The 22313-nt window shown below is 55.0% G+C and carries 27 protein-coding genes; 13 read left to right on the plus strand and 14 right to left on the minus strand.

Annotated elements, in window-relative coordinates; genetic code table 11:
* The first annotated feature begins 35 nt into the window (after window positions 1-35).
* On the plus strand, window positions 36-1079 hold the full coding sequence (locus CKW17_RS02470) for a DUF4062 domain-containing protein (RefSeq protein WP_095118549.1): 1044 nt from the start codon (window positions 36-38) through the stop codon (window positions 1077-1079).
* A gap of 58 nt (window positions 1080-1137) precedes the next feature.
* Here CKW17_RS02470 and CKW17_RS02475 read toward each other — a convergent pair whose 3' ends face one another.
* The 3 genes from CKW17_RS02475 to CKW17_RS02485 all read right to left on the minus strand — a co-directional run bounded on the left by CKW17_RS02475 (window position 1138) and on the right by CKW17_RS02485 (window position 2491).
* Complete coding sequence (locus tag CKW17_RS02475) at window positions 1138-1479, minus strand: hypothetical protein (RefSeq protein WP_095118550.1); 342 nt, start codon at window positions 1477-1479, stop codon at window positions 1138-1140.
* A 59-nt stretch (window positions 1480-1538) separates the two neighbouring features.
* A complete protein-coding gene (locus tag CKW17_RS02480; protein ID WP_017136943.1) occupies window positions 1539-1763 on the minus strand; it encodes a DUF2188 domain-containing protein in 225 nt (74 codons plus the stop codon).
* A 389-nt stretch (window positions 1764-2152) separates the two neighbouring features.
* Entirely contained in the window at window positions 2153-2491 is a 339-nt protein-coding gene (locus CKW17_RS02485) for a DUF6124 family protein (RefSeq protein WP_095118551.1), read from the minus strand.
* A 492-nt stretch (window positions 2492-2983) separates the two neighbouring features.
* Here CKW17_RS02485 and CKW17_RS02490 point away from each other — a divergent pair, with 492 nt between their 5' ends.
* The gene (locus tag CKW17_RS02490; protein WP_095118552.1) at window positions 2984-3175 is read left to right on the plus strand and encodes a hypothetical protein; all 192 of its coding nucleotides are present in this window, start codon (window positions 2984-2986) and stop codon (window positions 3173-3175) included.
* Between the two features lie 371 nt (window positions 3176-3546).
* Here the strand turns inward: CKW17_RS02490 and CKW17_RS02495 are convergent, their stop codons facing one another.
* Together CKW17_RS02495 and CKW17_RS02500 are read right to left on the minus strand one after the other, a co-directional pair.
* A complete protein-coding gene (locus tag CKW17_RS02495; protein ID WP_007916145.1) occupies window positions 3547-3765 on the minus strand; it encodes a hypothetical protein in 219 nt (72 codons plus the stop codon).
* Window positions 3766-3991: 226 nt separating this feature from the next.
* A complete protein-coding gene (locus CKW17_RS02500) occupies window positions 3992-4354 on the minus strand; it encodes a DUF6124 family protein (RefSeq protein ID WP_095118553.1) in 363 nt (120 codons plus the stop codon).
* 496 nt (window positions 4355-4850) lie between these two features.
* Between CKW17_RS02500 and CKW17_RS02505 the strand changes: the two genes are divergently transcribed.
* Window positions 4851-5858, plus strand: coding sequence for a saccharopine dehydrogenase (locus CKW17_RS02505; RefSeq protein ID WP_095118554.1), 1008 nt, complete (start codon window positions 4851-4853; stop codon window positions 5856-5858).
* Window positions 5859-5926: 68 nt separating this feature from the next.
* On the opposite strand, the gene CKW17_RS02510 is transcribed toward CKW17_RS02505, so the two are convergent.
* Together CKW17_RS02510 and CKW17_RS02515 are read right to left on the minus strand one after the other, a co-directional pair.
* Window positions 5927-6319, minus strand: a complete 393-nt coding sequence (locus CKW17_RS02510) for a GFA family protein (RefSeq protein ID WP_095118555.1) — start codon at window positions 6317-6319, stop codon at window positions 5927-5929.
* A gap of 2 nt (window positions 6320-6321) precedes the next feature.
* Window positions 6322-6570, minus strand: coding sequence for a DUF6555 family protein (locus CKW17_RS02515; RefSeq protein ID WP_016984867.1), 249 nt, complete (start codon window positions 6568-6570; stop codon window positions 6322-6324).
* Window positions 6571-6765: 195 nt separating this feature from the next.
* On the opposite strand from CKW17_RS02515, the gene CKW17_RS02520 reads away from it, so the two are divergent.
* A complete protein-coding gene (locus CKW17_RS02520) occupies window positions 6766-7200 on the plus strand; it encodes a DNA methylase (RefSeq protein ID WP_095118556.1) in 435 nt (144 codons plus the stop codon).
* A 47-nt stretch (window positions 7201-7247) separates the two neighbouring features.
* On the opposite strand, the gene CKW17_RS02525 is transcribed toward CKW17_RS02520, so the two are convergent.
* Window positions 7248-7724 (minus strand): short chain dehydrogenase, encoded by a 477-nt coding sequence (locus CKW17_RS02525; RefSeq protein ID WP_095118557.1) that lies wholly within the window; start codon window positions 7722-7724, stop codon window positions 7248-7250.
* A gap of 281 nt (window positions 7725-8005) precedes the next feature.
* Window positions 8006-9352: a HEAT repeat domain-containing protein gene (locus CKW17_RS02530; RefSeq protein WP_095118558.1), complete on the minus strand. Its 1347-nt coding sequence runs from the start codon at window positions 9350-9352 to the stop codon at window positions 8006-8008.
* A 312-nt stretch (window positions 9353-9664) separates the two neighbouring features.
* Here CKW17_RS02530 and CKW17_RS02535 point away from each other — a divergent pair, with 312 nt between their 5' ends.
* The 7 genes from CKW17_RS02535 (at window position 9665) to CKW17_RS02565 (ending at window position 16523) form a co-directional block, all read left to right on the plus strand.
* Window positions 9665-10147 (plus strand): HIT family protein, encoded by a 483-nt coding sequence (locus CKW17_RS02535; RefSeq protein ID WP_095118559.1) that lies wholly within the window; start codon window positions 9665-9667, stop codon window positions 10145-10147.
* Between the two features lie 313 nt (window positions 10148-10460).
* Window positions 10461-11861, plus strand: coding sequence for a GABA permease (gene gabP / locus CKW17_RS02540; protein WP_095118560.1), 1401 nt, complete (start codon window positions 10461-10463; stop codon window positions 11859-11861).
* 88 nt (window positions 11862-11949) lie between these two features.
* On the plus strand, window positions 11950-13050 hold the full coding sequence (locus CKW17_RS02545) for a GlxA family transcriptional regulator (RefSeq protein ID WP_095118561.1): 1101 nt from the start codon (window positions 11950-11952) through the stop codon (window positions 13048-13050).
* Window positions 13051-13182: 132 nt separating this feature from the next.
* The gene (locus CKW17_RS02550) at window positions 13183-13632 is read left to right on the plus strand and encodes a PaaI family thioesterase (RefSeq protein WP_095118562.1); all 450 of its coding nucleotides are present in this window, start codon (window positions 13183-13185) and stop codon (window positions 13630-13632) included.
* A gap of 265 nt (window positions 13633-13897) precedes the next feature.
* The gene (locus CKW17_RS02555; protein WP_141234545.1) at window positions 13898-14239 is read left to right on the plus strand and encodes a hypothetical protein; all 342 of its coding nucleotides are present in this window, start codon (window positions 13898-13900) and stop codon (window positions 14237-14239) included.
* A 154-nt stretch (window positions 14240-14393) separates the two neighbouring features.
* Window positions 14394-15506, plus strand: coding sequence for a DUF2971 domain-containing protein (locus CKW17_RS02560; RefSeq protein WP_095118564.1), 1113 nt, complete (start codon window positions 14394-14396; stop codon window positions 15504-15506).
* 363 nt (window positions 15507-15869) lie between these two features.
* Window positions 15870-16523 (plus strand): hypothetical protein, encoded by a 654-nt coding sequence (locus CKW17_RS02565; RefSeq protein WP_095118565.1) that lies wholly within the window; start codon window positions 15870-15872, stop codon window positions 16521-16523.
* A 195-nt stretch (window positions 16524-16718) separates the two neighbouring features.
* Here CKW17_RS02565 and CKW17_RS02570 read toward each other — a convergent pair whose 3' ends face one another.
* A complete protein-coding gene (locus tag CKW17_RS02570) occupies window positions 16719-16961 on the minus strand; it encodes a hypothetical protein (RefSeq protein ID WP_095118566.1) in 243 nt (80 codons plus the stop codon).
* Window positions 16962-17502: 541 nt separating this feature from the next.
* The gene (locus tag CKW17_RS02580; protein WP_095118568.1) at window positions 17503-19362 is read right to left on the minus strand and encodes an ABC transporter ATP-binding protein; all 1860 of its coding nucleotides are present in this window, start codon (window positions 19360-19362) and stop codon (window positions 17503-17505) included.
* Window positions 19363-19597: 235 nt separating this feature from the next.
* On the opposite strand from CKW17_RS02580, the gene CKW17_RS02585 reads away from it, so the two are divergent.
* On the plus strand, window positions 19598-19792 hold the full coding sequence (locus CKW17_RS02585) for a hypothetical protein (RefSeq protein WP_095118569.1): 195 nt from the start codon (window positions 19598-19600) through the stop codon (window positions 19790-19792).
* 10 nt (window positions 19793-19802) lie between these two features.
* Here CKW17_RS02585 and CKW17_RS02590 read toward each other — a convergent pair whose 3' ends face one another.
* Together CKW17_RS02590 and CKW17_RS02595 are read right to left on the minus strand one after the other, a co-directional pair.
* Entirely contained in the window at window positions 19803-20789 is a 987-nt protein-coding gene (locus CKW17_RS02590; protein ID WP_095118570.1) for an alpha/beta hydrolase, read from the minus strand.
* Entirely contained in the window at window positions 20789-21229 is a 441-nt protein-coding gene (locus tag CKW17_RS02595; RefSeq protein WP_095118571.1) for a TspO/MBR family protein, read from the minus strand. The genes CKW17_RS02590 and CKW17_RS02595 overlap by 1 nt, the downstream gene beginning before the upstream one ends.
* A gap of 143 nt (window positions 21230-21372) precedes the next feature.
* On the opposite strand from CKW17_RS02595, the gene CKW17_RS02600 reads away from it, so the two are divergent.
* Entirely contained in the window at window positions 21373-21639 is a 267-nt protein-coding gene (locus tag CKW17_RS02600) for a hypothetical protein (RefSeq protein ID WP_095118572.1), read from the plus strand.
* Window positions 21640-21757: 118 nt separating this feature from the next.
* On the opposite strand, the gene CKW17_RS02605 is transcribed toward CKW17_RS02600, so the two are convergent.
* The gene (locus CKW17_RS02605) at window positions 21758-22207 is read right to left on the minus strand and encodes a GNAT family N-acetyltransferase (RefSeq protein ID WP_095118573.1); all 450 of its coding nucleotides are present in this window, start codon (window positions 22205-22207) and stop codon (window positions 21758-21760) included.
* Window positions 22208-22313: the final 106 nt, after the last annotated feature.

The following is a 22313-nucleotide window of genomic DNA, read 5'->3' on the forward strand; positions in this document are numbered from 1 at the left end:
GAAACGGATGTGGCCTATTTGTGATGAGGACTGCTATGAACGTGTTTATCAGCTCTGTAGTACGTAATTTTGAGCACTATCGTGCGGCGGCTAAAAAAGCAGTTTCTCTGTTGGGGCACACCCCAGTGATGTGTGAGGATTTTGGTGCAAGACCCTATTCCTCTGAAGTCGCATGCATGACTGAGGTTGACCAGGCCGACGTAGTGGTGCTGATTCTTGGCGCGGACTTCGGTTTCAAAACCAACACAGGTGAGTCCGTCACTCAGCAGGAGTTCCATCGCGCCAAAGCTGCCAATAAACCCATCCTAGCTTTTCTGGAAGAGGTTCCGGTCGAGGATGATCAAAAGCGCTTTCACTGGGAGGTTTCCGATTACGTCGACGGCCTTTTCCGTTCCACCTTTACAGGTGATCGCGATCTCTCAGACAAAATCATCCAGGGGCTAAGCCAACTTGCAGCTAGTCGCAGTGCCATTTCCGAGCAGGAGTTCGTTCAGCACCTGCAGAATCGTAGCAACAGCCGAAATTGGAGTAGCCGGCCTCGTGAAGATCGCCTAGAACTCGTGTTTCTGCCGCAGCCCATCCTCTCGAGTACGTTGCGTTCCATGCACACCCAGCATGATGAATTCTTCCTCAAGCTTTCTCAAGCGGGCTTGGTTTCTATCAAGGGTGGTTACAAGTCATTTAACGAGGGAGATATCACCGGCTTAGATGCGGATGAGGCCTCTTGGCGGCATCACGATAATGGGATGAGCTGGCTCTCTATTCCTCTGGCAGCCCCAGGAAAGGGCGGCGAATTTTTTGCCTCCTATTACATCTCGCCCAGCCGGCTAAAACGCTTTGCGGAAGAAGCTTTTAGTTTGATTAGCCGAGGTAAGGGAGGCTGGTTCCAGCTGGGGATCTACGGAATTTCTCACCAAGTTTACGCAGAGCCGCCAACCACCCCTGCATCGTCGATGTCCATGCCGCATCGCAGTGAGAAAAACATTGAGGAAAGAAAACTGCTGATTCCAGCGTCACAGGGCGTTTTCAATCAGTGGCTGGAAGACGTCTTGTTCCGAATCGGACGCAAGCTTTCCTAAAGAATTGAGCGTGGCCAGCAGGCGGAAGGGGGATAGGCAACAATGAACCCTTCGTTTCTCAGCTTGGCAGTTCTTCTAGCCTGAAGATCCGGTTGTCAGCCTTGAGCGCTGGAAAGGCTTCGCAATAAGCATAGGGCTCGCTGAATGAAGTGCTGGGCGCATGAATGTTGAAGACCTTAACGTGGGGAGGGTGGCCGCTTTGCCGTTCATGGCGAAGGTCGTTCAGAGATCCAGGTGTCTCACCATTTTGTTCGGCAATCGAAATCACTAGATCTCGAAGGGTTTCGATTTCTGCATCCGGTGCTTCTGCATAGGTGGTCAGTCGCTTATGACTTCCAAACCCGCCACGAGTAGAGCCGATTCGATTCAGGTGCACGTGAACCACTGTTACGATCTTCATGCCGATACCTTATTGAAGCCCAAGATGCGCCTCCTTCCGGAGGCGCTGTGAGGTCGTAATCAGCCTTTGGGAGGATGGGGGTCGTTGCCATAGGAGTCACGTTCACGGATCAGGTTGTCCCGGCCGTGGATGAGCACCTCGCTTTTTTGGTTTTGAGCTATCTGACGAGCCGCGTCAGCAGCTTCCTTTTGAGTTCGATGGTGGGAGGTGTCTTTAGTATTGCCCTCACCCCGAACCGCCCAGCCTTCATCACGTTTCACGACGTGCTGATTTTTGCCTGCCATGGAGCACCTCTTCTAGTGGGTTGCATGCTTAATAGAAGATAGCATCGAAACGGATAAGCACAACATGTAGTGATGCATCGACTAATAATGCATGTATGTTGTGCTTTGTCTCAGCGAGTTGGCCTGGCTGGTTCAAGCTTACGTACAGAAGCAGAAGTGCCTAGCCGGTTCGCGACGCGGCTGCTCCTCTACTATATCCATGAAAAAGGGTGATCGGGCTAGCTAACTTCTGGGCTTAGGGAATGCAGAAATATACGCCAAGGTGGTCGACAGGGTTTTGGACTATCCGCCGCTGGAGGACAGTCTGCTTTTGGCCGAAAGCAGACGCCCAATGCAATCTTGATCCCTTTGTGACAGCAGCCACACCACCGCCACAAAGGGAACACCCCTCAATCCACCGGCACAACATTATCCAGCGCTCGATTCACCGCCAACTCCCCCAGCATCACCACTTGCGCAATCCCCAGCGCAGTCTTGCGGTGGCCTGGGTCGAGGAGGGCGGCGAAGTTGCAGAGCATTTCGGTGGCTGAGCTGAGGGACTCGCTGTCGTAGTCGGCGTTGGCCAGAAACATGGGCGCGTGTTTCTGGTCGCTGCCCATGATGCGTTGGGTTGGCGTGAGGTAGTAGTCGAGGGCGCGTTCGGCGGCCTCGTGGAATTTCTTGGAGTTGGGGGATTCATACGGGGAGGCCGGATCTGTTTCCGGCGGGTTCGGCGTGATCTTGAACATGTTCTTCTTTTTCCTGTGGTGTGGCCGCCGCTCCGAGCTACTAAACAGGGGGTGGCAGCTGTACGCAGGTTAGTAGACCGGGGAAAAGAAGAAAGCCGGCGCGCCCGAGGGCGCCCTACGCACAGCCGCCATCGAGTGCAGGTACGTGAATACCTTTTGATGGACGCTTGTACACTTTCATTTACCACGGGCTACTAAACCCGATCACTGGGAATCAGTGATGCGAACCAAGTTACCGGTGGCCCTTGAGGCGTACAAGCCGGCGGATTCTGGCGTAGTCGTAGGCAACGGCGCAAGACGTTGTAGCCTTAAGCAGGTAACGCGACGTGTCTTTTAAACAACCACGAAAAACTCCTAAACACGCCTCATCAACACGCCGTTCAAACTGACATTCGTCGGTCCATCCTCCAGCTCAGCCAATGGCTTGGAACCCTCACGCCAAGGCACGCACCAACACTAAGTTGCAACCCAAAAAGACGAGGAGGGATACCTATGTCAGTTCATCCAACTCTGTTTCTGGGCGGCTCCGTCGCCATCGGCCACCGTTCTGCCAAAACCTTGCGCGTCACCCATCCCGACGTACCTTTACTGATCGGCGGCCGTGACCTGGCCAAGGTTCAGCAAGCCGCAGAAGAAATGGGCAGGGCGCAGGGCGTGGTCATTGATCCTGCTGCCGATCAGTAAAAAAGGGACAAATTTATTTTCAGAGAATAAATCTGTCCCATTTCTGCTTTTTGTTCTACGTAGTCGTATTCGACCGGTAAATCGTTGAGATGCCATGAGAGTGCAGCTCTGATGTCGGTCAGCTATGGCACAGTCAGAAAATGTCCCAAACCAAACCACCTTTAGTTCATCACTCAGCGGATGAGAACAAGGGACGGGGATATTTCTTGAAAGATAGTACTGGGCTTTTATTGGCAGAAAAGGAATGGCGGGAATTTCAGGATTTCGGAGAATGCGGGATTTATGCGAGCCATTCAAAGTGGGCGAGAGCGCTCGGCACGGAACCAAGCGCTCAGGGTAGGGCGGGGCACTTACTGCTCCACCCTGATGTTTCAGCCTTTGTTTGCGTTTAGCTTGCGCAGTTCTTCGTAGGTCGCCGACTGGACGAACCAGAAGCCGGAAATGATGCACCAGCATAGGGTGCCGGCCACGAAGATACCCAGCGCCGGGAGGAACCCGCTGGTGAAAATCGCGACGATAGCGACCAGCCAGATGAACGCCAGGGAGAGATAGAGGACGGTGTTGTTGACACTGATGACGAAGTCTTTCACGGGGGCATATTCCTTGCGGGATGTAGAAAAATTCCCCTTCTCCGGGGGCGAGCGCATGCTATCACATTGCCTTCATGGTTCAAGGAAGGGGAACTCATCGCCGGGTGGAATGGGGACAGATTTATTTATCAGGCAGTCCGGTCGCTTCTGGCCGAAAGCAGACGCCCAATGCAATCTTGATCCCTTTGTGACAGCAGCCACACCACCGCCACAAAGGGAATACCCCTCAATCCACCGGCACAACATTATCCAGCGCTCGATTCACCGCCAATTCCCCCAGCATCACCACTTGCGCAATCCCCAGCGCAGTTTTGCGGTGGCCGGGGTCCAGGAGGGCGGCGAAGTTGCAGAGCATTTCGGTGGCTGAGCTGAGGGACTCGCTGGCGTTGACGAGCAGGGACTCGCTGTCGTAGTCGGCGTTGGCCAGAAACATGGGCGCGTGTTTCTGGTCGCTGCCCATGATGCGTTGGGTTGGCGTGAGGTAGTAATCGAGGGCGCGTTCGGCGGCTTCGTTGAGTGTTCGGGAGTCTGGGAATTTGTAGGGTGAGACTGGATCGGTTTCTGGTGGATTCGGCGTTGGTTTGAACATAGATGAAGCTCCATATGGGACTTAAGGAACCATCACCTACGCTACCAAACGAAAGGTGGTGGCCATACGAAGGTTGGTAGACCGGCCCATATGGAAAATCCGGCGCGCCCGAGGACGCCCTGCGCATGGCCACCATAAGACAAATGCTGAAAAAGCATCTGCGCACGGTGACGTTATGCGTCATATGGAAGCGGGCTACCAAACCCCATCACTGTTTTTCAGTGACCCGGAAACGATAAAACCCGCGCCCCAGACGCACAAGCCGGCGGATTCTGGCGTAGTCGTAGGCAATGGCGCAAGACGTTGTAGCCTTGAGCCGGTAACGCGGCGTGTCTTTTAAACAACCACGAAAAACTCCTAAACACGCCTCATCAACACGCCGTTCAAACTGACATTCGTCGGTCCATCCTCCCGCTCAGCCAATGGCGGGGAACCCTCACGCCAAGGCACGCACCAACACTAAGTTGCAACCCCAAAAAGACGAGGAAGGATACCTATGTCAGTTCATCCAATTCTATTCCTGGGCGGTTCCGGCGCGATTGGCCACCGTTCTGCCGAAGCGTTGCGCGCTGCCTATCCCGACGTCCCGTTGTTGATCGGCGGCCGCGACCTGGCCAAGGCGCAACAAGCTGCCGAGGAAATGGGCGGGGCGCAGGGCGTGGTCATTGATCCTGCTGCCGACGACTTGGGGTTGGGCGATCGCCCGGTCAGCGCCGTGGCGGTTTTCTACATGGACCATTCCCTTGCCGGGCTGCGTTTCGCGCAGCAGCGCAAGGTGCCGCATCTGAGCATTTCTTCCGGCATTTTCGAGATTGCACCGCAAATCGCCAGTTTCATCCATCGCCCTGACGCGGCGCCCATCGTGCTGGGTTACGAATGGATGGTGGGCGCGACGACCGTGGCGACGCTGCACCTTGCCGAGTCGTTTTCGCGGGTGCGCGATATCCGCATTGATGCGTTGGTCGACGAGGAGGACGGTGGCGGGCCGACCGTGGCCAAGGATTTCGAGCACCTGAACAAGATGCTGCCTGCCGCCCTGACTCGGCGCGAGGGCGATTACATTTGGCGCGAAGGGGAGGACAAGAATGTCAGCTTCCGTGCGCTGGACGGTACACCGATGCAAGCCAGGGGTTTCTCGTCCATCGACGTCACCGGGCTGGCGGCCGCCACCGATGCACCGAATGTTCAGTTCAATCTCGCCAGCGGGGTGAGTTCATCACGGCGCGCGGGCCGGCCGATGTCGACCGAAATTCTTATCGAAATGGTCGGCGAGGATCATCAAGGGCGACCGTTGCACACCCGGCATGCCCTCGTTCACCCGGCAGGCGCCGCTGCACTTACGGGGCTGAGCGTCGCCATGCTGCTGGAGCGATTGTTTGGGCTCGACGGTCGAGCGCCGACGCCAGCAGGCCTGTACTTTCCTTATCAGTTGCTGGAGGCCGGTGCTTATCTGGAGCGTCTGAGCAAGGAGGGCGGTGAGTTGCTTGAGCTTAAGGTGCAATAGGGCAGGTCGCTTTCGGCAATGCCGATCTTGCTCATTGAACCGCTGGCGAGCCTTGATGCGCTCGCCAGCTAAGGCGACTGCCAAGCCCCACCATCCGCCACCGGCACCTCACCCAAATCATAAGGATTGATCCCTTCAAGACACCCGACATTGAAACCAAACTCCTGCGGATTGGTGCTGCGCCTGTGATGGGTGTAGATGCCGCAGTTACCGCAGAAAAAATGCTCGGCCACCTGCTGGCCAAAACTGTACTTCAGCAATGCGGATTTTCCTCGGATCACCTTCAGGTCAGCCGCCGGCACTGCGGCGACGATCGCGCCTCGGCGTTTGCAGAACGAGCAGTCGCAGCGGTGCGGCGTGGGCAGGCCGTCGGGCAGGTGGATTTCGAGGATCACCGCACCGCAATGGCAACTGGCGCGATGGTCGCGACGGATGGGTGTGCTGCCGATCTGTTTGAGCATGATCAAGCCTCCATCCAGTCCACCGTTGCCGTCTCGCGCCATTTCACCTCGGTGATGCCGAACCGCTCGGCCTGGGGTTTGGAGATGACTTTCAACGGTGGCTTGCCGGGTTTGGGAATTGGCGCAATGCCGGCATCGCAACTCGCCCAATGCCATGCGTCAGCGTTGCGCATGGTTTTTGCGCGGATGACGAATGACTTTGGCTGGCCGTGCAGTTTGTATTCGATGACGAAGATGTCGACGTTGCTCATGCGTTCCTCCTTACGCTCATACGCAAATGAGTTTTGCCGACCAAAAAAATTCAAAGGATTTTCGGGGTTTGTTTCAGGCTGCTGACAAACGCTTTGCTTTGAACGGTTGGAACCGGCGGCAGCCTAAAGATCAAGCGTCTGCAAAGCACACACGCGGACGAAAATACCCCACGATTTCAGCCCCGGAGATAACCGGTGAACAAGACGATCAGCGCCGAGGATTTGAACATTCAGCTCAAGCACAACGATGACGCTGCACTGTTCAAATGGCTGCTTGCCAGTTTCCTGATGGGCAAGCGGATACAGGCCGAAATAGCCGCCGAAGCCTATCGGGTGATTGCCGATAAACACGGGCGCGATACACCGCGCAAACTGGCTGCGTGCAGCCATCGTGAGCTGGTCACGATGCTCGGGGAGGCGCATTACGTGCGTTATGACGAGACCACCGCCGTACGTCTTCACGCCTTGGCCCGCAAGTTAAACGATGAATACGCGGGCAAGGTCAGCCATATGGTCGAGGCCAGCGCCGATCGTCAGGCCTTTGAAAAGCGCCTCGCAGAATTCGACGGCATCGGTCCGAAGACCGTGGAAATATTCATGCGCGAAGCAGGCTCTGCGATCAGCCTTTGAGCGCGGGCCGTGACAAAGCAGCGGCCACTACCCGCGTCGTGCGAAGGCTACCTGACTCGACGACCAGAACGATTGATTGCCAGCAGGCACAGCCCGACCAGCAATGCAGCGCCTGCAACCAGAAGCGCCGAAGGTTGCATCGGCTGGCGCAAGCCTGCTGCTGCATGTCGCCGCGATATCGCCAGTGGTCGGGTTGCAATGCTCGCTGCGTCAAACGTCTGGAGTGGCGTAACGACTTCTGCCTGAAACGGCATTTCCTCGATGCTCAGACGCAAACCATCTGCCAGTTCCAGCGTTCGCTTGGTGATCGTGCCGACGAGCCTGTCTGGATACACCGGTTCGCCATTGGGATCGAGTTGGTCATACAAAAAATTCTGCCCTTCGAGCCAGCCCACGGCCGTTTGCAACTCGGGGCCAAGGTAATACTTGCCGTCGAGGAAAAATCCAGGAAATTGCGGCGCGCGCTCGACGCTTTCAATGCGATAACGCTCACCCGCTCTCATACCGGTTTCAGGGGCAATCATGGTCAATCCCTCCGCTGTAGGTTCAGCGGTAGAGAACAAGGATCGACCGTCGTTCCATGTAAAGGCGGAAAGGTAGGCATTGTCCCGAAATGAACCGGTAACGGTGAAAACAACTTGGCCCGATGAAGACCGGACGAAGCAGCAGCGCCACAGGTTCATCGGGTGCCAGGGCTTTTCTATGTCCGTCAGGCCCGAGGTGGCGTTTGAGGAACGGCACCAAACGCTATCACTGGTCTATGACCGGCGGATCATCTTGAGTCCTGTCTGTTGAGGCTGCGGGGTCATGAAAAGCGAGCACCCGAGCGGATCAGCCCCTTTGCCGTCAACTCCCGAAGCTTTTCCCGCATTGCTTCGCGCTCGGCCTTGGGCGTTACCGGATCGACAGCCAGATACTGCCTGTCGCACCACCCTTCGATTTGACCGATCCAGTAGGTTTGCCCCGCATGCCCTGTATCGAGGCGACCTAACAAGTAGCCGATTTGTTGCCAGGTCGGGAGCAGTTGGAAAATGGCGTTGCGACGCGTCAGCGGGAGTTCATGCCAGGCTTGGTCAAGTTTGGCTGTCAATCCGCGGATCAACAAAGACCAGGCAACTTTGTCCAGTTGCGCAATCACCACCGAAAAAACTTTATCCGACGGATCATCAAGCGCCGCGAACAGTTCAGGCATTTGATCACCGCGAAGCAGGCGCGCTGCGGCCTGTCGCACGGTGACGAAGGCCGAGTGCAGTGCGGCTGTATGCCAGTGTTCTGGCAACGTGTCATTGAGTTCAGTGGTCAGGCCGATCACGCCCAGCCAGTGTTGTTTTGCCGTGGGCAAAGGCTGGCTCAAGCGCTCGGTGAGGACGGCATGCGCATCAACGTCATTACGCGGTGCGGCCCACAGCGCCAGATTGCGCACGGCTGGTGACACATCCAACAAGGCTTCGCGCAGAACAGGTTTCGGATCGGCAAGTAGTGGCAGCAGCGCATAAAGCACGCGCACACGGATTTTGCCGCCGGGGCGCGACATCGCATCGAGGAGCAACGGCAGACTTTGTGTCGCCGGCAACATCGCACTCGCCGGCACCGCCATCAAGCGTACGGTCAATTCACGATGAGCCAAAGCGCTGCGGAGCAGGGCTTCGCGATCTTCAGGGTTTTCCAGCAAAAGTGTAAACAGGTAGCGCGCGGCTTTGCCCTGGCGATTCAAGAAGTCGGCGTACACCTCATCCCGGCATTCCGCCGATTGCAGCATTGTGCGTACCGTCGACAGCGTCTGGCTGTGGTCGACCCGGCGTTGCGCTGCCAATGCCATCAACGGTTCAAGAGCGGACAACCAGGCCTGTGTATGAGCAGGCGAGAAGTAGCGTTGCAGGCCCGCCGCCGCCAAATCGCGCACCTGCATGACCCAATCGTTCAGGCGTTCGATCAACACCGCTAATGCTTCGGGGGACGGCTGTCTGCACAGTTCTCGCACCGCAACCTCTCGAACAAAACCGTTGGAGTGATTGCTCACGTCGGCCCATGTGCCGGTATTGCCGAGGCGAGTGAGGATCTCCAGCGCCTCGTTGCGCCGATAATCTTCATAGGTGGAAGACTGTCCTTGCTTTTGTGCCAACCGAGCCAGCCAGTCTTGAGTGGTGTTCATGGGGCTGTCCTGTGCGTCCTTGCGGGGGGGATTTTTTGCGCAAAAGCGCCAGCCTACGCGACTTGCGCCGGAGGGCAAAAAAATCCTTGTTTTTCTGAAGACCTCAACTCGGTCGGGAGCGACTTGATTTTTTTCAAGCTCTTCAAACGTTGCCTTATGAGTGATGACTATTGTTGCCCATGGTGGGCGGAGCCGAACGCGCCGCGTCGGGCGCGGATGATGTTTACATTGCCGGGGCATCGGGATCTGCGCAGGCATCGTGACGACTCCTTTGTTACTCTTTGGCCTCAATTGCTTCAGGACCTCCGGCACATGGAAATTGCCCCGAATTTCATCATTCATGAAACCGAACACTGGATCATCAATCACCATCTGGCGAACACGCTTCCCGGCTATCTGATGCTGGGGACGAAGGTCGAAACCACATCGCTGGCCGAGTTGTCATCCGATGCCTTGAGCGAGTTGGGCGGTTTGCTTGCCAAAACCCAGCAAGTCATCGAGCGACAACTCAAGCCAAAACACCTCTACATTGGTCGCTACGGGCATCAGCCGGGTTTACCGATCCACTTCCATTTCATTCCGGTTTATCACTGGGTCGAAGCGCTGTTCTGGCAGGACACGCGATATCGACTCCTCGAAACGTTTGGCCACGCTGAAGGCGCTGCGTCAGCGACTGACGGTGCAGAGCTGACGTTATTCGTCTGGCGGGAGTTTGGTGAAAACCCGATACCACCGAAGGCGCAAGGCCCTTCCATTGAAGAAGTGATCAAACATCTGCGTATTGCGTTTGGCTGATTGTTGGAGCAAGGCACAACGAACCCGCAAACTATTCTGCGACTTCTCGCTGACTGCTTGGTGTCGATCTCGACCGTTCGGTCTTTGCATGTCGATATCAGACACAACCATGGCGCAATCAGGCTATTGAGTCGTCCGGCAGGCCGGGTAAGGTGACGTGTCTTTACATCAAAATAACCCCATTCAGATCATGGGGTTGATAAGAACTGCGGCGGTTGAGCGGGCTTCTTTCGGGAGGTTCAGCAGGCAACGAGCGTACTCGTTTGCCCGGTCAACTTGCTTGAATGTCGATCAGCAGAGAATAAAAAAACCAATGATCAGCCCGAACTCCATGGATTCGAGTAGCCAATTGGCGCAGGGCTTCAAGCCTCGTCACGTCACCATGTTGTCCATCGCCGGGATTATCGGCGCCGGATTGTTCGTCGGCTCGGGGCATGCCATTGCGGCGGCGGGGCCGGCGGTTCTTCTGGCTTATCTGTTCTCCGGTTTGCTTGTGGTTCTGGTCATGCGCATGCTCGGTGAGATGGCGGTGGCCAATCCGGACACCGGCTCCTTCTCGACCTATGCCGATCAGGCAATCGGCCGCTGGGCGGGCTTCACCATCGGTTGGCTGTATTGGTGGTTCTGGGTGCTGGTGATTCCTATCGAAGCGCTCGCCGCCGGGCATGTGTTGAACCAATGGTTTCCGCAGGTCGATGCCTGGTTGTTCGCCCTGGGCTCGATCATTGCGCTAGTGGTGACCAACCTGTTCAGTGTGTCCAAATACGGTGAATTCGAGTTCTGGTTCGCCATGGCTAAAGTCGTGGCGATCATTGGTTTTATCGGTGTCGGTTTTGCCGTGTTGATGGGCTGGGTGCCGGATCGTGAAGTCAGCGGCTTGAGCGGGTTGATGGCCGAGCACGGCGGATTTGCGCCCAATGGATTGTCGGCGGTTGTCGGCGCTTTCATCACCATCATGTTCAGTTTCATCGGTACCGAAGCGGTGACCATTGCCGCTGCCGAATCGAATGACCCGTCGCGAAACATTGCCAAGGCCACGCGCTCGGTGATCTGGCGTATCGGTGTGTTTTACCTGCTGTCGATCTTCGTGGTGATCTCCGTGGTGCCGTGGAATGATCCGTTGCTGGCCTCGGTAGGTTCCTATCAGCGGGCCCTGGAAATCATGAACATTCCCCATGCCAAGTTTATGGTCGACATCGTCGTACTGATCGCCGTAGCCAGTTGCATGAACTCCTCTATCTACATTGCCTCGCGCATGTTGTTTTCGCTGGGTCGTCGTGGCGATGCGCCGAAGATGCTGAAGGCGACGTCCTCGGAAGGTGTTCCGCGCGCAGCGGTCATCGCCAGCACGGTGATCGGTGCGTCAATCACCGTGTGGAGCTATTTCATGCCTGCCGGGCTGTTTCAATTCCTGCTGGCCAGCTCCGGGGCAATTGCCTTGCTGGTGTACCTGGCCATCGCGGTATCGCAGTTGCGCATGCGGCGGATTTTGCAACAGCGCAACGTCGAGCTGACCTTTCGCATGTGGCTGTTTCCGTGGCTGACATGGCTGGTGATCGTGTTCATCTGCGCAGCGTTGGCGGTGATGATGATCACCCCGGAACACCGCACCGAAGTCACCACCACGATCGGCTTGGCGTTGGCGATTTCCTTTATCGGCCTGGTGACGTCGCGTCATCCTGCGCCGGCGGCGAGGGTCACGTCGGTGGGGTAGGCGTTCGCGCCGAACCTGATACTCCCTTGGCGAAGGCCGAGGGATATGACCGACGCCTGCATCTCAGGCCGATCTTTATGAGGACATGATGTCATCGACCCCCTCCGTGGCCGACGGTAAGACTCAAACCGTTGGTTTTCTGCTGTTGGACAAATTCACCCTGATGTCGCTGGCGTCCGCCGTCGAGCCATTGCGCATGGCCAATCAACTGACGGGGCGAACGCTGTATCGCTGGCATACCTTCAGCCCCGGTGGCGCGGCGGTCTGGGCCAGCGACGGTGTGCCGATCACGCCGGATGGAGCGTGGAGCAATCCCGCTGTGGCGGACACGGTCATCGTCTGCGGTGGCGTCGGCATCCAGAGTTCGATTACCCGCGAGCACACGACTTGGTTGCAAGCCTTGGCGCGTCAATCGAAGCGCTTGGGCGGGGTCTGCACCGGTAGCTGGGCGCTGGCCAAAGCCGGGTTGCTCGACGGCTACGAGTGCAGCGTGCATTGGGAATTTCTGGCAGCCATGCAGGAAGCTTTCCCGCGCGTCAGTGTCAGCACCAGCCTGTTTACCCTCGATCGCAACCGTTTCACCAGCTCCGGCGGCACCGCGCCACTGGACATGATGCTGCACCTGATTGCGCGCGATCATGGTCGTGAGCTGGCCAACGCCATCTCCGAGATGTTCGTCTACGAGCGCATCCGCAACGAGCAGGACCATCAGCGCGTGCCGCTCAAGCATGTGGTCGGCACGCATCAGCCCAAGCTGCAAGAAGTTGTTGCTTTGATGGAAGCCAATCTCGAAGAACCGATCGACCTCGATAACCTGGCCGAATACGTCGATTTGTCACGTCGGCAACTGGAGCGGCTATTTCAGAAATACCTGCAATGCACGCCGTCGCGCTACTACTTGAAGTTGCGGCTGATTCGTGCGCGACAACTGCTCAAGCAAACCTCCTTGTCGATCGTTGAGCTGGCGTATGTCTGCGGTTTCGTCTCCACCCCGCATTTCTCCAAATGCTATCGCGAGCACTTTGGCGTGCCACCGAGTGACGAGCGATCCGGTTCTGAAATGAGCCGTAAGCCGGCGACGCAGCCGTCAATGATCAAGCCGCTGACGACGCTTGATCAGGCACGCAACGAATCGACGTTTGCCAGCGTTCGAATGATGGAGCGCACGGATTTGGCGTCGACGGGTTGATCGCTTGGGCTGTTCTGCGGTTGATCACTGGAGATTCCGCATCCGTATAGTTCTTGCTCCATCAGGCGATTGCCCATAAACCCTCCTGTTCAGGTCAATGAAACCGGTGAGTCACCGGCACAAGGAGGAATCATGGGCGCCAGCGCAATTCCCGAGGGATTCACCCCGTTCACCCGCAGCAGCCCGTTGCTGGATTTGCTTGGCCCGATCTACGCGAGGGGCAGCGGGCTGCAATTGGAACTGGGCTTATTGACTGACTCACGCCATGCCAACGGCCGGGGCACCTTGCATGGCGGGGTATTGGCGACATTGGCCGATGTCGGGATGGGTTACGCCATGGCGTTTTCCAGCGATCCTCCGCAGCCATTGATCACGGCGAGCATGACCCTGGATTATCTTGGCGCGGTAAAAATGAACGAGTGGCTGGAAGTGCGACTTGAGTACTCGAAAAAAGGACGGCAACTGGCGTTTGCTGCTGTTAGTTTGCATGTTGGGGAGCGAACGGTTGCGCGGGCCAGTGCGGTGTTTGCGGTGCCAATTGGTTTAGACGTTCGCGTTCCTCAAAGCGGTGGTCATCAGTAAAGCGCATCTTCTGATGCTCAGCGTGTGATCGTTATCGAGCACTGCTCCTCGAATAAATTATTAACTGCCAAATGTGGTGAGCTTACGTGCAGGCTCAATCGCAGGGCTCCAGTTTTCGTCGTTAACTCCATGGTTAAAAAGTGATCTAAGCTCCGTAGCGCCCTCGCTTCCAATGATCGCAAGTCGTGTATATTGACCAGGGTGGTGGCACGGTGACATTATGGGAGGGCAATGAATTTATCTTGAACGGGTAGTGGATTACTGTGTGGATAAGTTTGTGAGGAGGTACTTTTATTCGTCTACGTTTGATTTAAAACGTGAGCAGAGGGCGTTAAATATGAAAAATCAAAGTCGAAAGATTGAAATTTTTCTCAAGGATGGATTTTTTGTTGGCGTTATCAAGGCTGGCGATGTTGATAATGTCTTGAAGGCAATTGAAGGGCACTCAATGCCCTCGTCAATTGCGTATGAAAAGGAAGGCAAGTTAATGGATGCAGAATTTTTAGAGATTACATCAGGGTTGAGGGTGTCCTTGGATACTTGCCGTACTCAGTATTTTCATAAAGAGCAAATTCTCGCCTATTATAAGGGGACAAATCTCTTTTAGAGTTGGTGCGATCACCCCGCCCAAATGTGGCAGGGGCTGGGAATATCGTGCTGTAGTGATATCTTCAGCCGGTGTGCCATATCTTTATACGTGTTTGTTTTTGCTGTGATACTACTTTAGTGTTCTTTTAGGAAAAACAGAAAGGGATTTGCAAATGTCTATTTTCAAGTATTACAGGCCGAATATTTTTTTCGAAAAAGCAATTCGTTACAATGAGCTGTATTTTTCGGCTAATCATGAACTGAATGACCCTAACGATCTTAAAGCTACCTATTACTTCGAAGACAGTCCGGAGCTTTGGAGACATTTACTTTCATTGGATTCTATTAGCTCTGCATGGAATATATTGCTGCACGTGTCGTGTGATGACAGTGAGTTGATTTTCCAACTGAATAGTCTGTTTAAAGATGTTGAGATTGATTCTTTGACAGGGTCGGTGCGTGACGCGATCAAAAGCAAAGAAGTAGCACTGAAGGAATTGTTTGAACGTTCAATTGTTGACAGTCCTGTGCAAAGCGATACCGGACTTTCAAACGAATCATCAAAAGAAGAGCGTGCCAGCTTATGCGTGCTTATTATAACGGAGCTGCTGGCAAGGGCGGTTAATCATAAATTTTATAGCGTTTCCTTTTCAAAAAGCGCTCTGGACCCCATGATGTGGGCCCATTACGCAGATGGGTTCAAAGGTTGCGTCCTGATGTATGGTGGACTTGATGGTCCCGAGCTAAAATTACGAACACATCTCATGTCGGATAAGTGTGAGGTTTATCCTCTGCGAGAGGTGAAATATATAGATTCGGGCAAAAGGATACCAATTCTTGAGTGCGCTACAAAAGGTAAGGCCAAGGTAGAAGAGGCATTCCTGCAGAAAAATTCTTTTTGGGATTATGAGAAAGAGTTAAGAATTTTTACAATCGAGGAAACCAAAACGCATCTAATGGCTGCAATCGACAGGAAGTCAGAAAATCCTAGGCAGCGTATTTTTCATCACGGCACAAACTTTATCACTGGAGTTATATTTGGTCCCCGGGTTGACGAATCTTATCGGAAGTTTGTTGAGGTAACAATCGCGAGCAACAGACAGTATGCAGATGAAAAATATCCTTTCTTTTCATTTAATACGGTTCTGGATCCGCATGGCCGACTAGAAGTAAGTGCTGCCTCCAAAATCATCAATCAAGATCTCTTTAGAGAGGTTTATGATGATAATAAAAAGGCAAAGCTGCTACTGGATCTCGGTATCGTCAGTCCAACAACCGGAGATTAAGTTTTCTTATTGGGGCTTGACCTTCTAGTCTCGTTTTAAGAAACGCGGAAAACAGCTCTGCGGAGCAAGTAGTCCATATCGTGGAGCTGTTTTTTTGCGAAAGTGCCGTAGCGAGTCGCGATTCGATCATATAACACTGACAATATTCTTAAAGATCGGGGTGGCTATGTTCTTATGTGCGAAAGTTGTTCTGGTTTCATGATTTTACTCGTCCGTTTGTCGCATGTGGCGAGCTGGTCGCTTTCAGTAGAAGAGTGGCCCGTGATGGTATATGTATTTGAATTTGACGTGGTCATTGAACAGTGCTGATGCGTTTTGTTAATGCTTGGCGATTGGGAAGACATTCATCGAAGGAGAGATAATTTGGAAAGTCTCGATAAATATGCGAATCATTTTGACGCAAGTTATCCAGCTTATGCGGATGCACGCTATTTAGGGATTTTAGCACTGGTGTCCAAATATGACTCGGATTCGGCATCTACACTATTGGCCAGTGAGTCATTCAAACAGGCTTTGGACATAATTTTACCTGTCATTGCAATTAAGAACTACAAGTCTCAAATTCCGTTTCCTGAGGATGTGTTGGCTGTGGTTGAAACTGTCCTTGAAGTGAGGGGGGCGACCATAGATGCATCCGATCGGTTTAAAAACTTAACTTTACTGTTCAATAGGCTGGAAGCTACTCAGGGATTCCAGTTGCCGACAATTTCAGCAGTATTTCATTTTTGCCACCCGGAAAGTTTTCCGATTGTAGATGTAAATGTTCAAGCTGCTTGCAAAGCGCTGATCGATCGAAATCCGGAGTTGGCTGAATATGAATACCCCAAACTTCCGGCTCCAAGATCTTCAGTCAAAAATAAAATCAAGAAATATAAGCTATTTATTGCGGTTATTGACAAGATCCTAGATTTACACCGGGAAAAAAATATAATTAATAATTATAGATGCTTGGATAAGGCACTTATGGTCTTGGGGGCTCTACAATTGAAAAAGACGACTGATGCGGTAATAAGTTAATCTAATAATTCAAGCGGATACTCCCTCTGCGAAAGCTGAGTCAAATCCGCATTCGTAGACGCTATGGATGTCAGCTTTTGGCCGGTTGGTGACTATTACAAAGAACAGCCGCCAGCCAAGAGTAGAGATTCGTGGGTGGCTTCTTACGATCCAGAGTGGACTTAATTGCCTGCGAATAGTCACCATGGAGACTTTTTACACGGCAAATGTAAGCACTCTCATCTCTTGAATATCTTCAATTAACGCAACGACTTGCTGTTTTTGGTGAGGGGAAAGGTCGGGATATTCATCTGCCATGTATTCGACAACCGTGTCTTCATCCCAGGGACCGAGAGAAGTCAGGTAGTCAGTGTACTGATTTTGAATTTCTCTCCACGATGGGTAAGGATGCTTGGAGAGGAGCATCTCTGTCTGGGTGTAAATAATTTGAAACTGCACGACTCTATTTCCCGTATTTGTGACAGCCGTCCAAGTCACGACCAAACGATTGTAGATCCTATTATGAATTGTCTTTCAGTCGGCGCCGTCTGGCCGAAGAAGGCATGGGCCGTGAGTCCGCTATCGGCCGATGCCGTTCTCTACCGGCGTGAGAATTTCAGCGACTGCGGATCGAATGACACATTGGCCATACTTCGAGCGTCAGGTACTGGTTGCCATTGCGAAGTAGTGGCGTCGATTTCGCGCAGGGTCCATTGCCCGGGGCCAGACCAGGACAGTTCTATGTACGGCCCTTCAAGCACTTCGTTTGCGATTAACATGTCTACTTCGTCGGCAGGTCCCGGGAGCATGCCTCCGACAGCAATGGGCACGCGCTGACGTAAAAGGCTGTTGAGCATGCTCAGCAACTCAGCACGAGATGTGTAATGCACTCTGTGCTCCACGACTTCGGTGTGGGCAAACACCAGGCTGCCGGTATCGGCGTCTACGGAGCTGATCAAGGTGAGATGCGTCGGTGGCCGGCCTGAGCCTTTTGAATACCTCAAGCCTGATCCATCGCCGCCGCCACGCCCTGATCTTCACCCAGAAACCCACCACTCTGATGCTGCCAGAGCCGCGCATAAATGCCGTTTCTGTTCAGCAACTCAGCGTGCGTCCCTTGCTCGATAATCCGCCCCTCGTCCATGACAATCAGTCGATCCATCGCCGCAATCGTCGACAACCGATGCGCAATAGCGATCACGGTCTTTCCCTGCATCATTTCATCGAGGCTTTCCTGAATGGCCACTTCGACTTCCGAATCCAGTGCACTGGTGGCTTCGTCGAGCAGCAGGATCGGCGCGTTCTTCAGCATCACTCGGGCGATGGCTATGCGTTGGCGCTGGCCGCCGGAGAGCTTGATGCCGCGCTCACCGACCAGCGTGTCATAGCCGCTGTGGCCTTGCTTGTCGCTGAGTTGGCTGATGAACCCATCGGCCTGGGCATTGGCGGCGGCGCGGCGGATGTCTTCGTCGGTGGCGTCCGGGCGGCCGTAGGCGATGTTGTCGCGTATCGAGCGGTGCAGCAGCGACGTGTCCTGGGTGACCATGCCGATGGCGCTGCGCAGGCTGTCTTGGCTCACCTTTGCGATGTTCTGGCCGTCGATGCGAATCTCACCACTGTCGACATCATAGAAACGCAGCAGCAGATTGATCAGCGTCGATTTGCCCGCACCGGAACGGCCGACCAGGCCGATTTTTTCGCCGGCGCGGATATTCAGGCTCAAGTTGTCGAGGACCTGACGTTCGCCGTTGTAGTTGAAATTCACCTTGTCGAACGTCACCGCGCCGCCCGCCGGCACCAGTACGCCGGCGTTCGGCGCGTCCTGCACTTTGGGGCCACGGGTGAGGGTCGCCATGCCGTCCTGGACGGTGCCGATGTTTTCGAACAGCGACGTCATCTGCCACATGATCCAGTGCGACATGCCGTTGATGCGCAATGCCATGGCAGTAATCGCCGCCACCGCACCGGTACCAACCTGGCCCAGATGCCAGAGCCACAGGGCATAGCCGCCGGCACCGATAATCAGGCCGACCACCAGTGCCTGATTGACGATCTCGAACTGGCTGACCAGACGCATCTGGCGAAAACCGGTGAGCTTGAAATCCTCCATGGCCGCACGGGCGAAGTGCGCTTCACGTTTGGAGTGCGAGAACAACTTCACCGTGGTGATGTTGGTGTAGGCGTCGGCAATGCGCCCGGTCATCGACGATCGCGCATCGGCCTGTTCCTGGCCAACCTTCCCCAAACGCGGCACGAAGTACAGCATGGCCAGCCCGAATAATGCGAGCCAGGCAATGAACGGCAGCATCAGTTTCAAGGCAAAACCGCCGGCCAGAGCGATGATCGCAATGAAGTAAACGCCGATGCCGGGGGCGATTTCGATAAGCGTGAACAAGACTTCGCGCACGGCCAGCGCGGTCTGCATGACCTTGGTCGTGACCCTCCCGGAGAACTCATCGGAGAAGAATGAAAGGCTTTGCCGCAGCATCAGCCGATGAAAGTCCCAGCGCAGCCGCAACGGTAAATTGATCGCGAGGATCTGGTGCTGAACCATGGTCCGCAGTGCCACCAGCCCGATGCTGATGAACAACACAATGCCGATACCCCACAGCACGCGGCTTTCTTGCGCGTTGACACCGCCGCCGGCCTGCCACGTCGAGAGCAGATCGACGACCTGGCCGAGAAAGGAAAACAGCCACGCTTCGTAGATCGACACACCGGCACTGAGCAGCGCCAGCGCGAGGATATAACCGCGTGCGCCACGTGTGCAGGCCCACAGGAACCGCATCAGGCCGACGGGCGGAGGTGGTGCTTCGTCGGGAGGAAATGGGTCGAGCCGTTGTTCAAACACGCGAAGCATTGTGGTCTCCGAAATGATCAGGGTCGGGGGATTTTGCCACTTAATGGCGGCTTTGAGGGATCGCACGTCACCGGCGTGTCCCCACTGAGTGTTAATGCCCGGGATCACTGCGGTGCAGAACCCCAAGGATCCCGGGTACATGCCGATCAGCTAAGCTGTCTGCTCAGACGACTTGAGCAGTGCACGATGCAGCGAACAAATCCGGTTTCATGTTGGGAGTCGACGGGCGAAGGAAATGTTTAATTTCTTTTTGACGTTTTTGTTCGTGTTGATCCCCACGGCGTCTCTGTCACTCGACAGTTATCTTCGTTACCGAGTCGCCAGAAACAAACCGGTGAGCAATGTCTGGAAGGGTTGCAATCACGTGCTTGCGATCCTGCTGATCATGCAGTTGCTGGGTTTGGCGCTGTACTTCTTTTACCTCGCCTGAGCCTGAACGTTTACGCCAGTTCTTCAGGCACCTTAACGGCCTCGACACGCGCCGAAATCCATTGTCGACTGTAGGCCAGAACGCCCTGAGCGATCGCCGTGGGGAAGTGGATAAAGCCGTGGGGCGAGGAGGGCAGCAGGTACATTTCCACCGGCGCCGATTGCGCCCAGCGTTTGGCGATGTCGAGGGTGTCGTCGCGCAGCGGATCGAGTTCACCGGCAAACAGCAGGGCGGGCGGGAAACCGCTGAAGTCGCCGTACAGAGGTGATAACGGTGGCTGACGGCGCTGTTCGTCAGTCAGCTCCGGGGTGAGCAAGCGCAGTGCCTCGACCATGCCGGGGCCGTCCAGCACCAGTGTATCGGCAGGCGCGCTGCGTACGCTTGGGGTTCCCGTCAGGTCGTAGACGCCGTAATACAGCAGCGCGGCGCTGATGCGTTGCAACAACTCCGGCCACTGCTTGAGCGCCAGCAACGTCGCCGCCGCCAGATGACCGCCCGCCGATTCACCGACCACCACGACGGGCAGACCGGCAAATTCGGCATCACTCAATACTCCGCGAGTAGCGTTGAGGCAATCCTCCAGCAGACCTTCAAGCGGCGTCGAGACCGCTAATCGATAATCGACCGAGACCACCGTCACCTGGCAGGTGTTGACGATGGCGATGTTGAAATTGTCATCCATCTGCGCATTGCCGATCACCCAGCCACCACCGTGAAAGTCCAGCACCACGCCTTTTGTCTTGCCTTTGGGCCGGATGATCCGCACTGGCACGTTACCGATCAGCTTCTGCTCAGCCGTCAGGCCATGCGTGCGCAACTTCCCCGCGCCGCCGACCTGACTGACGCGCAACAGCGCCTGAATCAAACGCGGCGTCAGGCGATTACGGACCTTGAAACGCGGCAGCCAAGCAAGCTTCCGGTTGAAGGCGCGCACCTGCGCCAACTCACGCTCGCCTTGCGGCCACGGTGTTTCAGCACCCCAATTGGCATTGCTCATCAGCGGTTCTTGATCAGGATGGAAAAATTCAACGCCGCCGCCACGCACAGCCACGCCAGATACGGAAACAGGATCAACCCCGTGATCAGGTCCAGTTGTATCGCCAGCACCACCATCGCCGCGACCACCAGCCACAACACGGTGAGAATCACCATCGCCGCCAACACCTGATGCGCGCCGAAGAACACCGGCGTCCACAACGTGTTCAGCGCAATCTGCGCCGCCCACAAGGCCAGCACGGTCTGGCTGCCGGGGATCAGGCTCAAGCGATAACCGGCCCAGGCCAGCAGCAGATAGATAATCGTCCAGGCCAGCGGGAATGCCCAGTTCGGCGGGGTGAAGCGGGGTTTGTTCAGCGCTTCGTACCACGGCCCCGGTTTGAACATCACGCCAGTGGTTGCCGCAGCCGCGCAGGCCAGAAGAAAGATAAAGAAGGTCATCGCCAGTCCTTGGCTGAGATCAGCCGGTAAGGGGTTTAAGAAAAGGACGCCCCGACGCGCGAAAAGTTTGCCATGAATTCCAGATTGGCCTGAGGAGTGATTCAATTTGAACTAAAAACTGACCACTGCGTCAGGATAATCAGTTGCCTTTTCCTACTGACGCGGATGACATCATGTACACCTATCACATCGAATACCTGTTTAACGACAAGCCTCGTACTTTTCTGCTTGAGCTCAAGGAGCAGCCATTGCCAGTCCACGAGGCCGCGATGCATCTGCTGGAACTGCATCTGGGCGATGCGGAAAACGGTCTGCTCATGCCCACCGCCGATTCGACCCCCGAGCAGATTCTTGAACATGCCGAGCGGGTAGGGATTACGGACATCAAGGTAGTCAACCAAACCAACTGACACCGGTCATTGTGGGAGCGAGCCTGCTCGTCAAAGCGCAGTGTCATCCTGCACATCGGTTGGCTGACACACCGCTATCGCGAGCAGGCTCACTCCTACAGTGGCTCTGCCGCTCAGGTCACAGCCTCTTCTGCATGATAATCGTGCGTTCGGCACCGTGGTATTCGTCGCGAATTTTGTCGAATCCAAGCGTTCGGTAAAAACCTTCAGCCGTGATCGAAGAGGGCACGTGCAGCTTTTTAAAACCTTGGCTGACGGCAACAGACTGAAGCTTTTCCATCAACCGCTTACCCAGCCCTTTGCCCTGCCACGCAGGCTCGACAAACACACTGCGAACCACGTCCTGATCAAGACTGGCGGTTGCCACGACGCGCCGATTGAAGGTCGCCACATAAACCTGACGGCTGACCATCAATGCCAGAATCGCCTGCGGTGAAAAGCTGCGCTGCACTTGCTCGATGATTTGCGCTGAATAGTCGCGTCCATTGGACTCATGCAAAGTCCTCACGATGAGTTCACTGATCACCGCCGCATCGTCGCGGGTTACCGTTCTAATCTGAAAGTCCATTTTCGTTAATCCCTGAGACGTTACCTTCCAACGGATGGACCAATCGCGCACCCCACGGCCCATTCGCGCAGCCATTTCCATTCAAAGCGAAACTGTCATATTCAGT

It is taken from the genome of Pseudomonas sp. Irchel s3f10 (genome assembly GCF_900187515.1).
In the GTDB taxonomy this organism is placed as follows: domain Bacteria; phylum Pseudomonadota; class Gammaproteobacteria; order Pseudomonadales; family Pseudomonadaceae; genus Aquipseudomonas; species Aquipseudomonas tensinigenes.